The 15,138-nt window shown below is 41.7% G+C and carries 12 protein-coding genes, 1 rRNA gene and 1 riboswitch; all 13 genes read left to right on the plus strand.

Annotation, left to right across the window (positions count from 1 at the left end; genetic code table 11):
* Window positions 1-14: 14 nt before the first annotated feature.
* Window positions 15-530: a methylated-DNA--[protein]-cysteine S-methyltransferase gene (locus tag CSV69_RS10725; RefSeq protein ID WP_369823322.1), complete on the plus strand. Its 516-nt coding sequence runs from the start codon at window positions 15-17 to the stop codon at window positions 528-530.
* Window positions 531-535: 5 nt separating this feature from the next.
* Window positions 536-1,258 carry a FadR/GntR family transcriptional regulator gene (locus CSV69_RS10730; protein WP_099625539.1) on the plus strand — a complete coding sequence of 241 codons (723 nt, stop codon included), beginning with the start codon at window positions 536-538 and terminating at the stop codon, window positions 1,256-1,258.
* A gap of 148 nt (window positions 1,259-1,406) precedes the next feature.
* Window positions 1,407-2,126 (plus strand): (Fe-S)-binding protein, encoded by a 720-nt coding sequence (locus tag CSV69_RS10735; protein WP_085427175.1) that lies wholly within the window; start codon window positions 1,407-1,409, stop codon window positions 2,124-2,126.
* A gap of 20 nt (window positions 2,127-2,146) precedes the next feature.
* Window positions 2,147-3,568, plus strand: a complete 1,422-nt coding sequence (locus CSV69_RS10740; protein ID WP_085427174.1) for a LutB/LldF family L-lactate oxidation iron-sulfur protein — start codon at window positions 2,147-2,149, stop codon at window positions 3,566-3,568.
* Window positions 3,569-3,570: 2 nt separating this feature from the next.
* Window positions 3,571-4,287, plus strand: coding sequence for a LutC/YkgG family protein (locus CSV69_RS10745; RefSeq protein WP_085427173.1), 717 nt, complete (start codon window positions 3,571-3,573; stop codon window positions 4,285-4,287).
* A gap of 285 nt (window positions 4,288-4,572) precedes the next feature.
* On the plus strand, window positions 4,573-6,042 hold the full coding sequence (locus CSV69_RS10750) for a nicotinate phosphoribosyltransferase (protein ID WP_099693400.1): 1,470 nt from the start codon (window positions 4,573-4,575) through the stop codon (window positions 6,040-6,042).
* A 16-nt stretch (window positions 6,043-6,058) separates the two neighbouring features.
* Window positions 6,059-6,883: an ammonia-dependent NAD(+) synthetase gene (nadE, locus tag CSV69_RS10755; protein ID WP_099693404.1), complete on the plus strand. Its 825-nt coding sequence runs from the start codon at window positions 6,059-6,061 to the stop codon at window positions 6,881-6,883.
* A 121-nt stretch (window positions 6,884-7,004) separates the two neighbouring features.
* Complete coding sequence (locus CSV69_RS10760; protein ID WP_099625541.1) at window positions 7,005-7,955, plus strand: AAA family ATPase; 951 nt, start codon at window positions 7,005-7,007, stop codon at window positions 7,953-7,955.
* Complete coding sequence (locus tag CSV69_RS10765; protein WP_099693401.1) at window positions 7,952-9,130, plus strand: DUF58 domain-containing protein; 1,179 nt, start codon at window positions 7,952-7,954, stop codon at window positions 9,128-9,130. Before CSV69_RS10760 ends, CSV69_RS10765 begins: the two co-directional genes overlap by 4 nt.
* Window positions 9,127-11,295: a transglutaminase-like domain-containing protein gene (locus CSV69_RS10770; protein WP_099693402.1), complete on the plus strand. Its 2,169-nt coding sequence runs from the start codon at window positions 9,127-9,129 to the stop codon at window positions 11,293-11,295. Before CSV69_RS10765 ends, CSV69_RS10770 begins: the two co-directional genes overlap by 4 nt.
* 204 nt (window positions 11,296-11,499) lie before the next feature.
* A complete protein-coding gene (guaA, locus tag CSV69_RS10775; RefSeq protein WP_099693403.1) occupies window positions 11,500-13,053 on the plus strand; it encodes a glutamine-hydrolyzing GMP synthase in 1,554 nt (517 codons plus the stop codon).
* Window positions 13,053-13,154: riboswitch (purine riboswitch) on the plus strand. Its footprint overlaps the gene before it by 1 nt.
* A gap of 83 nt (window positions 13,155-13,237) precedes the next feature.
* The gene (locus CSV69_RS10780; RefSeq protein ID WP_085427167.1) at window positions 13,238-14,572 is read left to right on the plus strand and encodes an NCS2 family permease; all 1,335 of its coding nucleotides are present in this window, start codon (window positions 13,238-13,240) and stop codon (window positions 14,570-14,572) included.
* A 439-nt stretch (window positions 14,573-15,011) separates the two neighbouring features.
* Window positions 15,012-15,138 (plus strand): 16S ribosomal RNA (locus CSV69_RS10785); the annotation flags it as partial.

Here is a 15,138-nt window from a genome sequence, read left to right on the forward strand (position 1 = left end):
GAGTGAATATTTTGGTGTATTGGACACAATTTGAATTTAATGAATGGCTAGTGACACTGGCAGCTACGGAAAAGGGACTGTGCTATGTCGGAATGGCTGACGATAGTGTAGAGCGATTAAAGGAATGGTTGAAACGCTCTGATACGGAAGGATTAATAGAAGACAAAACGAAGTTAACAGTCTATATAAGTGAGTTGAAAGAGTACTTATCAGGTACAATAACGAACTTCCCAACGGTTTCCTTCGATTTAAAAGGGACACTATTTCAGCAACAAGTATGGCAAGCCCTTCAACAAATACCGTATGGGGAAACTCGTACATATTCAAATATAGCGGAACGTATAGGAAATGTATCTTCTGTTCGTGCGGTGGCATCTGCAATAGGTAAAAACCCCGTGTTGATTGTAGTACCCTGTCACCGTGTTATTGCAAAAGACGGAAGTTTATCAGGCTACCGCGATGGCAAGGATTGTAAGCAAAGTTTATTACAATTAGAGAAGATAAGCTGGGTTAGTGATAGGACGGAGTGAGCAAGATGAAATATAAGCAAATTAAACCAAAGAAAATATATGAAGAAGTAGCAGATAGTTTATTGAACTCTATACAGTCGGGAGAGTTAAAACCGGGTGACAAATTGGACTCTGTACAGCAACTGGCTGAAAACTTTACCGTTGGCAGATCTACAATCCGTGAAGCCTTATCTACATTACGTGCTAGAGGACTGATTGAAATGCGTCAGGGAGAGGGTACATACGTCAAGGAGTTCTCTTCTGTCGATCTAATCTTTCCTCTGCAAAGTGCCATGCTTATGAATCAACAGGATATTCAACACTTATTGGCTGTAAGAAAAATAGTGGAGACCGGAGCGGCGGCGAATGCAGCGGAATCACGTACAGCAGATGATTTGGAGAAAATGGAAACGGCGCTTCATGAAATGAAGGAGCATGCCGGAGATATTCTACTGGGAGAAAAAGCGGATCTGGACTTTCATTTTGCCATCGCAGAAGCAACAAAAAATCCGTTATTGCTAAACTTATTAAGTCAAGTAGCCGAGTTGATGAGTGAATCGATGAGAGAGACGCGTCGCATTTGTCTCTACACAGAAACAGCAACAGTAGAGCGTTTACACGATGAACATGAGGCGATCTTTTTAGCTATTCAATCACAGCAACCAGAAAAAGCGGCTAGTACCATGCAAGCCCACTTGTTGAATGTAGAGTCTGTGTTAACGACATATTGGCAGTCGGTACATGAATAACACTGTTCACTCACTATACGTTGAGTGAATTTTTTAATAATAATGAATGAATGCTCTGTTAATGGAAGGATAAGTATAGTATGCTATGTAAAAAGTTAGTCATCTGATGACCTGTTGACTATAAAGATATTGCGAAGAGGTGAAAGGGATGAAGGTTAGCTTATTTATAACATGTTTGGTTGATATGTTTTATGCAGACGCAGGCAAAGACATGGTGGAAGTATTGGAGAGACAAGGCTGTGAGTTGTCATTTCCCAAAGGACAGGTATGTTGCGGACAACCTGCCTATAACAGTGGATATGTTGAAAGTTCAAAGTCAGCTATGAAGAATATGATTAAGACGTTTGAGGACGCTGAATACGTAGTTACACCTTCTGGATCATGTGCGACAATGTTTAAATTGTACCCGGACGTCTTTAAAGACGATCCGAATTGGTTACCACGAGCACAGAAGCTAGCGGATAAAACGTATGAATTCACACAGTTTCTTGTGAATGTTTTGCAAGTCGAAAATGTAGGAGCAAAATTGACAGGAAAAGCGACTTATCATCCCTCTTGCCATATGACGAGATTACTAGGTGCCAGTGAAGAACCTAGAAAACTATTGGATCAGGTGGAAGGTCTCGAAATGATCCCGCTACCAAACGCGCATAATTGCTGTGGTTTCGGTGGGACGTTCTCCGTCAAGATGGGAGATATTTCGGAACAAATGGTAGATGAGAAAGTCAATAGTGCCATGGCGACAGAAGCAGATTATTTAATTGGAGCGGACTGTGGTTGCCTGATGAATATTGGAGGGCGTGCAGAACGGGTCGGTAAGCCGATCCGTGTAATGCACATCGCACAAGTATTAAATAGCCACGAGTAAATAAAAGTGAGGTGATAAGTATGTCGATGAAATTCAGCAAGAAAAATTTTACGGATCGAACAAAAGACAATATAGCAGACGATTTTATGAGACAAGCAGTGGCAAGTGCTCAGGAGCGTTTACATGGTAGACGATTGGATGCCGCGGAAGAGTTGGGCAGTTGGGAAGAATGGCGTTCGCATGGGGAAGAAATTCGTCAGCATGTTCTAGAAAATCTAGACTTTTATTTATACCAGCTAAGTGAAAATGTAGCAGAGCGTGGCGGCCATGTCTTCTTTGCAAAAACCGCTGAAGAAGCGAGTAACTATGTTCGTAATGTTATCAAAGAAAAAGATGGCAAAAAAGTTGTGAAGTCAAAATCTATGGTAACGGAAGAGATTAATTTGAATGCTGTTTTAGAAGAAGCTGGATGCGAAGTTATCGAGACAGATTTAGGCGAGTATATTCTACAAGTAGACGACCATGACCCACCGTCCCATATCGTAGCACCAGCTCTTCATAAAAACAGAGAACAAATCCGCGAAGTGTTCGCGGAGAAATTAGATTATCATAATACATCCAAACCCGAAGAATTAGCTTTGCATGCACGGGAAAAACTGCGTCAGGAATTTCTAGATGCGGATATCGGTATTACAGGATGCAACTTTGCTATAGCTGAAACTGGCTCTATTAGTCTTGTAACCAATGAAGGCAATGCGCGACTTGTATCCGCGTTGCCAAAAACCCAAATTACCGTCATGGGGATGGAACGGGTAGTACCTTCCTTTGAAGAATTCGAAGTGCTAGTTAGTTTATTGACACGAAGTGCAGTAGGACAAAAATTAACAAGTTATGTAACGGCATTAACAGGTCCTCGCGATGAAGGAGATATAGATGGACCTGAAGAGTTTCACTTAGTGATAGTCGATAATGGACGTTCTGAAATATTAGGCACGGAATTCCAGTCCGTACTGCAATGTATCCGTTGTGCTGCATGTGTTAACGTATGCCCTGTCTACCGGCATATTGGCGGACACTCATACGGCTCGATCTATTCTGGTCCGATCGGTGCCGTACTATCTCCATTGCTTGGAGGATACGATGACTTCAAGGAGTTGCCGTTCGCTTCTACATTATGTGGAGCGTGCACAGATGCTTGTCCAGTGAAAATCCCTCTTCACGAACTACTTCATACTCATCGCCGTATCATTGTAGAAGAAGAAGGTCGCTCCCCAATTTCGGAAAGACTTGCGATGAAAGCGTTTGGCATAGGTGCTTCTTCAAACCCGTTGTACTCGATGGGTGCGAAAGTTGCATCCACTGCTATGAAGCCATTGACTAAAAATGATCGTATCTCAAAAGGGCCCGGTCCGTTAAAGGAATGGACGGATCTACGGGAGTTCCCGGCTGTTGGAAATACACGTTTCCGAGACTGGTTTTATGATCAGAAAGGGGGCAAATAAGTATGACAGGAACAATTCAAAATCGTGATGCTTTTCTTGGGAATATTGCGACACAATTAGGTCGTGAGCAGAAGGCACAAGTAGAAAAGCCCGAATGGAAACATCAGCCTCAACGCACAGTGCTTGCAAACGCTTCAATTGATGAGTTACTAGAAGTATTACGTGTTCAATGTGAGCAGATCCATACAGACATCGTTGAAACAACAAAAGAGGCGCTCCCAGCTGCGCTTGATGAAGTAGTAAAAGCCTACGGTGGCGGACCGTTATCCTTATGGAAAGACGAACGTTTTGCGGAATACGGATTATCTAAGCTGCTAGAAACTGATTGGCCTTCACAACAAATTGAAGTCAATAGTTGGGACACTTCACTTGGGGAGAAGAATATTGAATTGGCCGAGCAAGCAAATATCGGCATCACCTTCAGCGACATGACACTAGCCGAGTCAGGCACCGTCGTACTATTCAGTAGCCCAGACAAAGGACGTTCCGTCAGCCTACTCCCAACACACTATATTGCCCTAATACCAAAAAGTACACTAGTCCCAAGAATCACCCAAGCATCAGACATGATTCGGGAAAAACTCAACAACGGCGAGAAAGTTCCGTCCTGCATCAACTTCATCACAGGCCCAAGCAACTCCGCCGATATTGAAATGAACTTAGTCATTGGCGTACACGGACCGGTCAAAGCGACGTATATTGTTATAGAAGATTGCTAACGCAAGAAACTCTTCCTATGCTATTGAGTGGTTTTGAAGATCAGAACCTTTACAAGAAACGGATGTAAAATAATTACGTGAGAAAGAAGCTAATTTCCGACAACTATCGGAAATCAGCTTTTTTCTAATGCATTAACATTCAGTATTGGAAAACAACAGTGCCAACACATTTATACTTAAAATCCAATTTCTCAAGACAATTCACCACTTGATGATTACTTTACTGAGAAATAGGGAAAATAGTGTATAATGACAGTATTATTGCAGCGGAAGAAGGAGACGACTATGACTTCATCATACAAAGACGACAGCTTAGCGTTACACACAGACCTGTACCAGATCAATATGGCAGAATCATACTGGGCAGATGGTATCCACGAACGGAAAGCAGTATTCGAAGTATATTTCAGAAAAATTCCATTCGGCAACGGCTATGCAGTATTTTCTGGCCTTGAACATATCTTGACATATCTTGAGAATTTCTCATTCACTGAAAGCGACCTAGTCTATTTACGTGAAGAACTAGGATTCGCAGATGATTTCCTAGACTATTTGAAAGACATCCGTTTCACCGGAGACGTTTACTCCATGAAAGAGGGAGAACTCGTTTTTGCGAATGAACCAATTATTCGGATTGAAGCAAATCTTATAGAAGCACAATTAATCGAGACAGCATTATTGAATATCGTGAACTATCAAACGTTGATCAGCACTAAAGCGAGCCGTATCAAGCAAGTAGTGAAAGATGATATCGTGATGGAGTTCGGTAGCCGACGTGCACATGAAATGGATGCCGCAGTTTGGGGCGCCCGGGCAGCTGTTATTGGCGGTGTAGAATCTACGAGTAACGTCCGTGCAGGAAAATTATTTGGATTGGATGTTTCAGGTACACATGCGCATTCGTTTGTCCAAGCTTATAAAGATGAGTACACGGCATTTAAAGTCTATGCAGAGCGTCATAAAGACTGCGTATTCTTGGTGGATACGTATAATACATTAAAAATTGGTGTTCCGACAGCTATTAAAGTAGCAAAAGAGCTTGGTGACAGCATTAACTTCATCGGAGTGCGACTAGACAGCGGTGATATTGCATTCTTGTCAAAAGAAACTCGCCGTATGTTGGATGAAGCAGGTTTCCCGGACGCGAAAATTGTTGTATCCAATGATTTGGACGAGTACACAATTTTGAACTTGAAAGCACAAGGAGCACAAGTAGACATTTGGGGTATCGGTACGAAGTTAATTACGGCATACGATCAGCCGGCACTCGGAGCAGTCTATAAAATTGTTTCTATTGAAACGAGCGATGGCGAGATGGAGGATACGATTAAAATCTCAGCAAACGTAGAAAAAGTAACAACACCTGGACGTAAAAAACTGTACCGAATCATTGATCTTGAAAATGGTAAAGCGGAAGGCGACTATATTACGATGCACGACGAGGATCCAACAAAGGAAGAACGTATCAAAATGTTCCATCCTGTTCATACGTTCATCTCGAAGTTTGTAACGAATTTTGAAGCCGTAAACTTACATGAGAAAGTTATTCAGGATGGAGAAGTTATTTATAAAAACCCTTCTGTCTATGAAATTCGAGAATATGCACAACAAAACCTTTCTCTACTTTGGGAAGAATATAAACGATCATTAAATCCTGAAGAGTATCCTGTTGATCTTAGTCAAAAGTGTTGGGACAATAAAAGACGGAATATTGAAGAAGTGCATGAAATGGTCGAAAATTATACAAAACAATAAAAAGGAAGTGGAAGCGTTGACATTGCAGCAAGAAATTATCCAGACATTACGTGTGAAGCCGGAAATCGACCCGCAGCAAGAGATCCGGACTTCCATTGATTTCATGAAGGCGTATTTGAAAAAGAATACATTTCTACTGGGATTCACCCTCGGTATTTCCGGTGGCCAAGACTCCACATTAGTTGGAAAGCTGGCGCAAATGGCGATTGATGAGTTGAATGAAGAAGCGGGAGAAGAAAAGTACCGCTTTTATGCGATCCGTTTACCGTACGGTGTGCAATTTGACGAAGACGACTGTCAAGATGCATTGCATTTCATCAGACCGTCTGTTGTCTATTCAGTCGATATTAAAGATGCTGTAGATGCCAGTGAACGAACTATGATTAATGCTGGTATTCATATTACGGATTTTGATAAAGGAAATGAAAAAGCGCGTGAACGTATGAAGGTACAATATTCCGTAGCTGCTGTTCATCACGCCGTCGTTCTTGGTTCGGATCACGCTGCAGAAGCTATTACTGGTTTCTACACGAAATTTGGTGACGGGGCAGCTGATCTTATGCCGATCTACCGTTTGAATAAGCGCCAAGGGAAACAATTATTGGAGGCGCTAGAATGTCCTCCGCATTTATACAATAAAATCCCTACAGCCGATCTAGAAGGTAATAAACCTGCGATTCCGGACGAAGTGGCATTAGGTGTATCATACGATGAAATTGATGATTACCTCGAAGGCAAAGAAGTGTCAGATGAAGCGCGCAAGCAAATAGAAGGACATTATTTGAAATCAGCCCATAAACGACACTTGCCGATTACAATATTTGATGAATTTTGGAAATGAAAACTGCCGACCTTTTTAAAGACAAAGGGTCGGCAGTTTTTCTGTTTGTCGGAGTTATGTGTTTCAGGTATGATAGTCACATATAAAAGGCGGATTCAGTTCGTGACGGGGGAGAACAACTATGCATGCACAATGGATCGAACGGGTATTGAACAACGTAGAAAAAGTTATTGTGGGAAAAAGGGATATTGCAGAATTAAGTTTGACCGCCTTACTCGCAGGGGGGCATGTGTTATTGGAAGATGTGCCGGGTGTCGGTAAGACGATGCTAGTAAGAGCGCTGGCTACCTCAATTGGCGCACAGTTTAAGCGGATTCAATTCACACCGGATTTATTGCCGTCGGATGTTTCGGGCGTATCTATTTACAATCCTCAGACAATGCAATTCGAATTTCGTCCAGGACCTTTAATAGGAAACATTATATTGGCGGATGAAATTAATCGGACATCACCGAAAACACAAGCTGCGTTGTTAGAAGGAATGGAAGAAGCTTCGATTACAGTAGATGGAACGACTATTCAATTACCGAAACCATTTTTCGTTATGGCGACACAAAATCCTATTGAATATGAGGGAACATACCCTCTGCCAGAAGCTCAGTTAGATCGCTTTATTTTCAAATTAAAGATGGGTTATCCGACGAAGCAACAAGAGATAGAATTATTAAAAAGAGCAGAAAGGCAAACGCCAATCGACGAGATCGAGGCTATTCTAACAGTGGATGAATTACTTGAATTACAACATCATGTGCGAGAAGTTGCGGTAGACGATACGATTGTTTCTTATATTGTGGATTGTGCAGATGCCACTCGTCAGCATGAATCAGTTTCATTAGGCGTGAGTCCACGTGGCTCGATGGCACTAATGAAAGCATGTCAGGCCTATGCATTCATAAAAGGACGGACGTTCGTGTTGCCGGACGATGTGCAATATTTAGTGACGTACGCATTTATCCATCGAATGATACTTCGCCCTGAAGCAAAATACGAAGGAATTGATGCAGAGGCAATCATTAGCCGTATTCTTGATCGTCTAGAAGTTCCGGTCATGCGCAGGTCGGCTTCTTTATGAAGCAGTTGCAATCATTCGGACGCTTCGCAGGTGTTATTGTCATTGGTGCGGCTGCGTATGCCTTTGCGAAATTTCAAGGGAGTTTCGTTAGCTGGTTTGTTTTCTACACGCTAATACCTTTCGTAACGTACTCCGTGCTTCTCTTCTTCTATCCGTTACGTGATATAACTATTGCACGACATATCGATCAACACCATGTTACGAGAAATGGACAAGTATCCATTCGGGTAGTTCTAAAAAGGAAACTACTCTTCCCTTTACTTTATGTTGTTCTTATGGATAAACGAGTGCACGCTAAACGCGAAAAAGTAGAACGGAACATCACGCTTCTAGGATTTCGAAAGACGTATGAGTACACCTATTTGCTTAAGAATGTTCAACGTGGAGAATATACTTTGCCGGAAGTGACAATAGAAGTAGTGGATTTTTTTAATTGGATTCAAAAAAGAAAAGTGTTTACCGTTCGAGATATTTTTTTGGTCTATCCAAGTATAACAACGATCGTCTATGAATCAGGATCGAATGGGACGAGTGGTGGTCAGCAACTTTCCGCGTATATGCTGGCAAAGGAGGCCACTACATCATCGAGCGTCAGGGAATATGCGCCAGGTGATCGAATGTCTTGGATTCATTGGAAGTCGTTTGCACGTACTTCGAAATTAATGACGAAGGAATTTGACGAACAGCGATCCGAACAATATACATTGGTACTGGATTGTGGAACATCCGAAACATTTGAAGATGCGGTGGAGTTTGCTGCATCAATTGTTGCATCCGCCAGACAGAATCAATCCAAGCTGACCATGATGACAGCTAGTGATCATCCGAAAGTTTTTCCATTAATACAATCCGCCGATCAGACACGGCAAGCTTTAGTGCACCTTGCCAAAATTCAATCTGAAGGCATACAAAAGATTAAGTTACCGGTAGAGAAAACCATATCTGAAGGTGCCTTGTTGCTTATTACAGGTAATCTTCGCATGGAGTTCATTCGTAATCTGTTGACGCATACGCGTAAGGCTTCCACAATAACTTGCTTTGTCATGATGGCAGATGAAAAGGCTGCGAAAACACTAGAACCTATTGTTAAGCAAGTGAAAACGCTTGGTATTACTGTGAAATTAATCTATCCGTCAAATCGTTCGTCGGCTTTAAATAAGGCGGTGACTCTATGAAGAAACAAACATTGGATTGGAAAGTGCTTATTTTTTTGTACGCACTCAGCACCGTATTGCTATGGGAATGGTTTATTCCCATTATGGATTTAACTGATTTTGGACATCCTTCTTTATTCATTATCTATTTGGTGCTTTTTTTCACATTGGCATTACTTCGACTGCCATGGTGGATCAGTGGCGCGGTTCAGATCTTTTATGTGTTATGGGCTATACATTATATGTATTTTGATCGATTATGGATATCTATACAGACGACAGGCGAAATAGTAGCAGACGTACAGCGGAACATCCTATTTCTGATCCAAGGAGATCTTGGTGAATTATCGAATTTATTTCGTACGTTATTATTGTTTACGCTAGTTTGGATGATAGCTTATTTACTTCGTCACTGGATTGAAGTTCGACGTAGTATGATGATGTTTTTCGGTTTTACGGTAGTTTTTGTCTCCATCTTGGATACGTTCACTCCATATGATGCAACTTCCTCGATTGTCAGAATTATGATTGTGGGCTTATTAATCATAGGGTACCTAACATTGATTAAATTGTCGGATGATGGAGCGTTGTCACTTCGTCCGAAACGACTACTTCTCCTTTCATTGCCGGTATTACTGATTGTTGTGTCTGTTGGGTTGCTTTCAAAAAATGCACCAGTACATCCTCCTGCTTGGCCTGATCCTGTACCGTACTTATTATCGTTAAGTGGAGTAGAAGATAATGATTCCGACAAAGGGCTAGCAAGCGCAGGGTATGACCCTGACGATTCGCAGCTAGGTGGCGCGTTCGTTCAAGATCATCAATTAGTGTTTGAAGCAACCGTAGATGAACGACAGTATTGGCGTATCGAAACGAAAGATACATATACGTCAAAGGGTTGGGAGCAAGTCCAAGAAAACAATAAAGAACTATTATTTACAGGTGAAGATCTGGTTGATCTCCCGGAGAAAAGTGAAATGTCAAAAGCCATGTTGTTATTTGCGGAACCACTCCCGTTTTTGGCTACCCCGTATGGAACCAACAAGGTTTCTTCACCAGAAGGGTTACATCTAATGCATGAAGTTGCTGCAAACCGATTGTATCTACTGATGGGACTTCAAGAGAAAGTAAATCAGTATGAATTGGAGTTTACACAACCGGAATATGTCATGTCTGAATTACAAGAACCCGAAATGGTGAACTATGAGACGGTAGCGGAAGACATGAGTCATTTCGTCCAACTTCCAGAGAGTTTCCCTGATCGAGTCAAAGAACTTGCGTTATCAATCACGAAAAACGAAACTGCTGTCTACGACAAAGTGAAGGCTGTTGAGCAGTATTTTAAAAAGAATGGTTTTGTTTATGATACGCAAAATGTTCCTGTGCCAGATGATGACCAAGATTATGTGGATCAATTTTTATTTGATACAAAAAAAGGTTATTGTGATAATTTTTCAACGTCTATGGCAGTCATGCTTCGGTCGGCAGGCATACCAACACGCTGGGTAAAAGGGTTTGCACCTGGTAAGGTGGCGATTGAAGCATCAGGGGAAAATGTCTATCGCGTAACAAATGATGAGGCGCATTCCTGGGTGGAAGCCTATATTCCTGAAATCGGCTGGATGCCATTTGAGCCGACATTAGGGTTTACACATCCGACAGATATTGAATTTGATATTCCAAGTGTTGATCCGGAAGAAGAGGAGATCAAACAGCCTATAAAACCAGAAGTGGAAAAAGAGAAAGTTGCTCCAAAGAAGATTAATAAATCCCCGTTATTTGATGCGTTTAAACAGAAGCTTACGTGGTGGTTCTCTCAGTGGTGGCTTTATGCACTGCTACTCGCGTTAATTATTATTGCAAGTATCGTACTGTATAGCCGAAGAAGCAATTGGTTACCGAAATGGCGTGTACAACAGCTTAGAAAGCAGCCAAACGGTCGCGAGAAGTTTGAACAGCAATATACACAGTTGTTGCAACAATTAGCTCGTATCGGCGCACCAAAAGATACCGCAATGACACTCTCAAATTATGCCGTACTTATAGATGAACGATTTGGTGGAAATCGAATGAAAGTCTTAACTAATGCATATGAAAGTGGAATTTACGGGAATGATTGGAAGTCACAAGAGTGGGATAAGTTAAATGAAGTGTGGGAAGATTTAATTATTAGCACTACATATTGATTTTTCAACAAAATATGCGTAAAATATGTAGCGGATGATGCAAGAAATGCTCTCGACATATCTTGCACTAACGAACGTCAGCTATCATCGAATAGTAGTACCTGTATTCTTTGATAGAAGAGACGCGTGGAAAGTTGACTTTCTCACGCGTCTTTTGTAGTTGAGTCATGAAATGGTACTAAAAAATTGGAAGAGGTGGATCAGTTGTCAAACGCTCCTGTATTAGCTGGACAAGAAAAAATTGTAGTTCTCGATTACGGCAGTAAATATAATCAGCTCTTCACGCGTACAATTCGTGAATTTGGTGTGTATAGTGAGTTGCACGCACATACAACAACTATTGAAGAAATCAAAGAAATGAATCCAGTCGGTATCGTGCTTTCAGGCGGTGCAGCATCTGTTGGAGACGAGCAAGCGTATGATATCGATCCGGCAATATTCACATTGGGCATTCCTGTGCTGGGTATCAGCTACGGAACACAGTTAATTGTCAATCATTTTGGCGGTACTGTAGAAAAGAGTACAAATAGCGAAAATAAAGAAGAGACGTTAACAGTGGAAACTGCATCTGCATTGTTTGCTGGTTTAACAGAGCAACAAAATGTTTGGGTAAGTCACAGCTCTAACGTTGTGGAATTGCCTGAAGGCTTCATTGCATCTGCAAAAGACACTGCTGGTAATATTGCAGCAATTTCAAATGATGATCAGCAAGTTTATGCGATTCAATTCCATCCAGAAGATCACCGTTCAGAGAACGGCAAAGATTTCCTACGTAATTTTGTTTTTGAAATTTGTAAAGCATCGGGCGATTGGACGATGGATCGTTTCATTGAAATTGAAATAGAAAAAATCCGTTCAACGGTTGGCGATCGTAAAGTACTTTGTGCGCTAAGTGGCGGCGTAGATTCTTCAGTAGTAGCTGCTCTGATCGACCGTGCAATCGGTGATCAATTGACATGTATTTTTGTTGATCATGGTTTGCTTCGTAAAGGCGAAGTTGAAAGTGTCGTTAAGACCTTCAGTGAACAGTTCAGCATGAACTTTATTAAAGTGGATGCGCGTGAACGTTTCTTGAAGAAGCTTGAAGGTATTACAGAGCCTGAACAAAAACGTAAAATTATCGGCAATGAATTCATTTACGTATTCGACGAAGAATCCGCTAAATTGGATGGCATCAAGTATTTAGCACAAGGTACGATCTATGCAGATATTATCGAAAGTGGTACTGCAACTTCAGCAACTATTAAATCTCACCATAATGTGGGCGGTTTGCCTGAAGATATGGACTTCGAGTTAATCGAACCATTACGTGCATTATTTAAAGATGAAGTACGTGCAGTTGGAGCAGAGCTTGGTTTGCCTGAAGAAATCGTTAATCGTCAACCTTTCCCTGGTCCAGGACTTGGAGTTCGTGTACTTGGTGAGATTACAGAAGATAAGCTCAATATTGTTCGCGATGCAGACTATATTTTGCGTGAAGAAATTGCAATAGCTGGCCTAGATCGTTCAATCTGGCAGTACTTCGCGGTATTACCGAATATCCGTAGTGTGGGTGTTCGCAATGAACAGCGTTCGTACGACTATGCAATCGGAATCAGAGCAGTTCATTCTGTAGACGGTATGACAGCTGACTGGGCTCGTATCCCATTTGATGTGCTGGCTAAAATCAGTACACGAATTACAGCAGAAGTTGACCAAGTCAATCGCGTAGTGTATGACATTACAGCAAAACCACCGGGCACTATTGAGTGGGAATAAGATAAACAACAGAATATGATCGTATAACGCTGGGAATATGGCCTAGAAGTCTCTACCGAAACACCGTAAATGTTTCGACTACGATTCAATATATAGAAGAGTTCTTTCTATTTGAATTAATAAAGAGGCATGCGAATCCATTTCGCATGCCTCTTTTTACACAATAAGAGTAAGGAAGGTCACCATGAAAAAATATTTTGAGTTTGAGAAACTAGGCACTAACTATCGTCGTGAAATCATCGGTGGAATTACTACATTTTTAGCCATGGCATATATTTTAGCGGTTAATCCGATCATGTTATCTTTAGACGTTGTACCCGACCTACCTGATTCCATGCGAATGGATAAAGGCGCCGTGTTCGTTGCAACGGCACTTGCGGCTGCTGTCGGAACTTTATTTATGGGCTTAATTGCCAGGTATCCGATTGGGTTGGCGCCGGGAATGGGATTGAATGCATTCTTCGCTTTCACAGTAGTATTGACGTATGGTATTCCTTGGCAAACGGGATTGACTGGCGTATTGTTCTCCGGATTAATCTTTATCGTTCTCTCATTAACTGGTTTACGCGAGATGATCATCAATGCCATACCCGCACAACTGAAATTTGCGGTAGGGGCAGGTATAGGTTTATTCATTACGTTCCTTGGTCTGCAAAATGCAAATATCATTGTAGGGGATGAAAACACGTTGGTAGGCTTGGGTGATTTAACAGCTGGTCCAACCTTATTAACAATCTTCGGGTTAGTAATCACGATCATAATGATGGTGCGGAAAATCAAAGGTGCTATTTTCTACGGTATGATTATGACAACTGTTTTAGGTATGGCGGTCAGTCTAATAGACATTCCGCACAAAGTAGTAGATAAAATCCCATCGGTCGCTCCGACATTCGGCGCTGCATTCGACGCAATCATCAATGATCCAGGTTCATTGATGACAACACAATTCCTTGTTATTGTCATCACATTCCTTTTCGTAGACTTCTTTGATACTGCAGGAACGCTAGTTGCAGTAGCTACGCAAGCAGGTCTGATGAAGGAAGATCGTCTTCCACGTGCTGGTAATGCATTGCTTGCAGATTCATTGGCGACAGTAACGGGAGCAATAATGGGTACATCCACAACTACTTCTTATATTGAATCAACTGCGGGAGTCGCAGCAGGTGCTAGAACAGGGTTTGCTTCTATTGTAACGGCCTTATTGTTCTTGCTAGCCTTATTCTTCTCTCCTTTACTACTGGTCATCACGCCTGCAGTTACGGCTCCTGCTTTAATTATCGTAGGGGTGTTGATGGTATCGACATTGGGTAATATTGAATGGACACGTTTTGAAATTGCGGTGCCTGCATTCTTTACGATTATCGCTATGCCGTTGACGTATAGTATCGCAACAGGAATCGCGATCGGCTTCGTTTTCTATCCAATTACTATGCTAGTAAGCGGCAGACGAAAAGAGATCCATCCGATTATGTACGGGTTATTTGTGATTTTCATTTTGTATTTCATTTATATCAAATAATAATGAACCGCTCCCAAACTCAATAGGGGAGCGGTTTTATCTATTTATTCAACTGCTTTCGAAACTCTGAAACCATTGATTTCAATAATAAATAAAAAGAAATTGAAAAAACATGTTTAAAGTTGTTGACAGTTCAAATAGTGCCTGATATAGTAATAGAACAGTCAAGAACGCGACTGCAACACGAACCTTGAAAACTGAACAGCAAAACGTTAACGAAATACAGTTTGTGCCTGGCATGCCAGTGACATAAACAAAATGAGTATCTTAATTGATGCCAGCAAATGAAACTCGAGCTAATCGAATTTTCATGCCGCTGAGCGTTGAGTTGTAGTGAAGTGCTAGGAAGTGATCGAGCGAAGAAGGGAGCGTACTTAGGTACGTGACCGACTAAGCGAGTGAAACTGACGACGCAATTCGCTGCGAATCGACGGTCAGTATTATGGAGAGTTTGATCCTGGCTCAGGACGAACGCTGGCGGCATGCCTAATACATGCAAGTCGAGCGAACTGTTGGAAGCTTGCTTCCTTCAGTTAGCGGCGGACGGGTGAGTAACACGTGGGCAA

The organism is Sporosarcina sp. P26b, assembly GCF_002743245.1.
Lineage (GTDB): Bacteria > Bacillota > Bacilli > Bacillales_A > Planococcaceae > Sporosarcina > Sporosarcina ureae_C.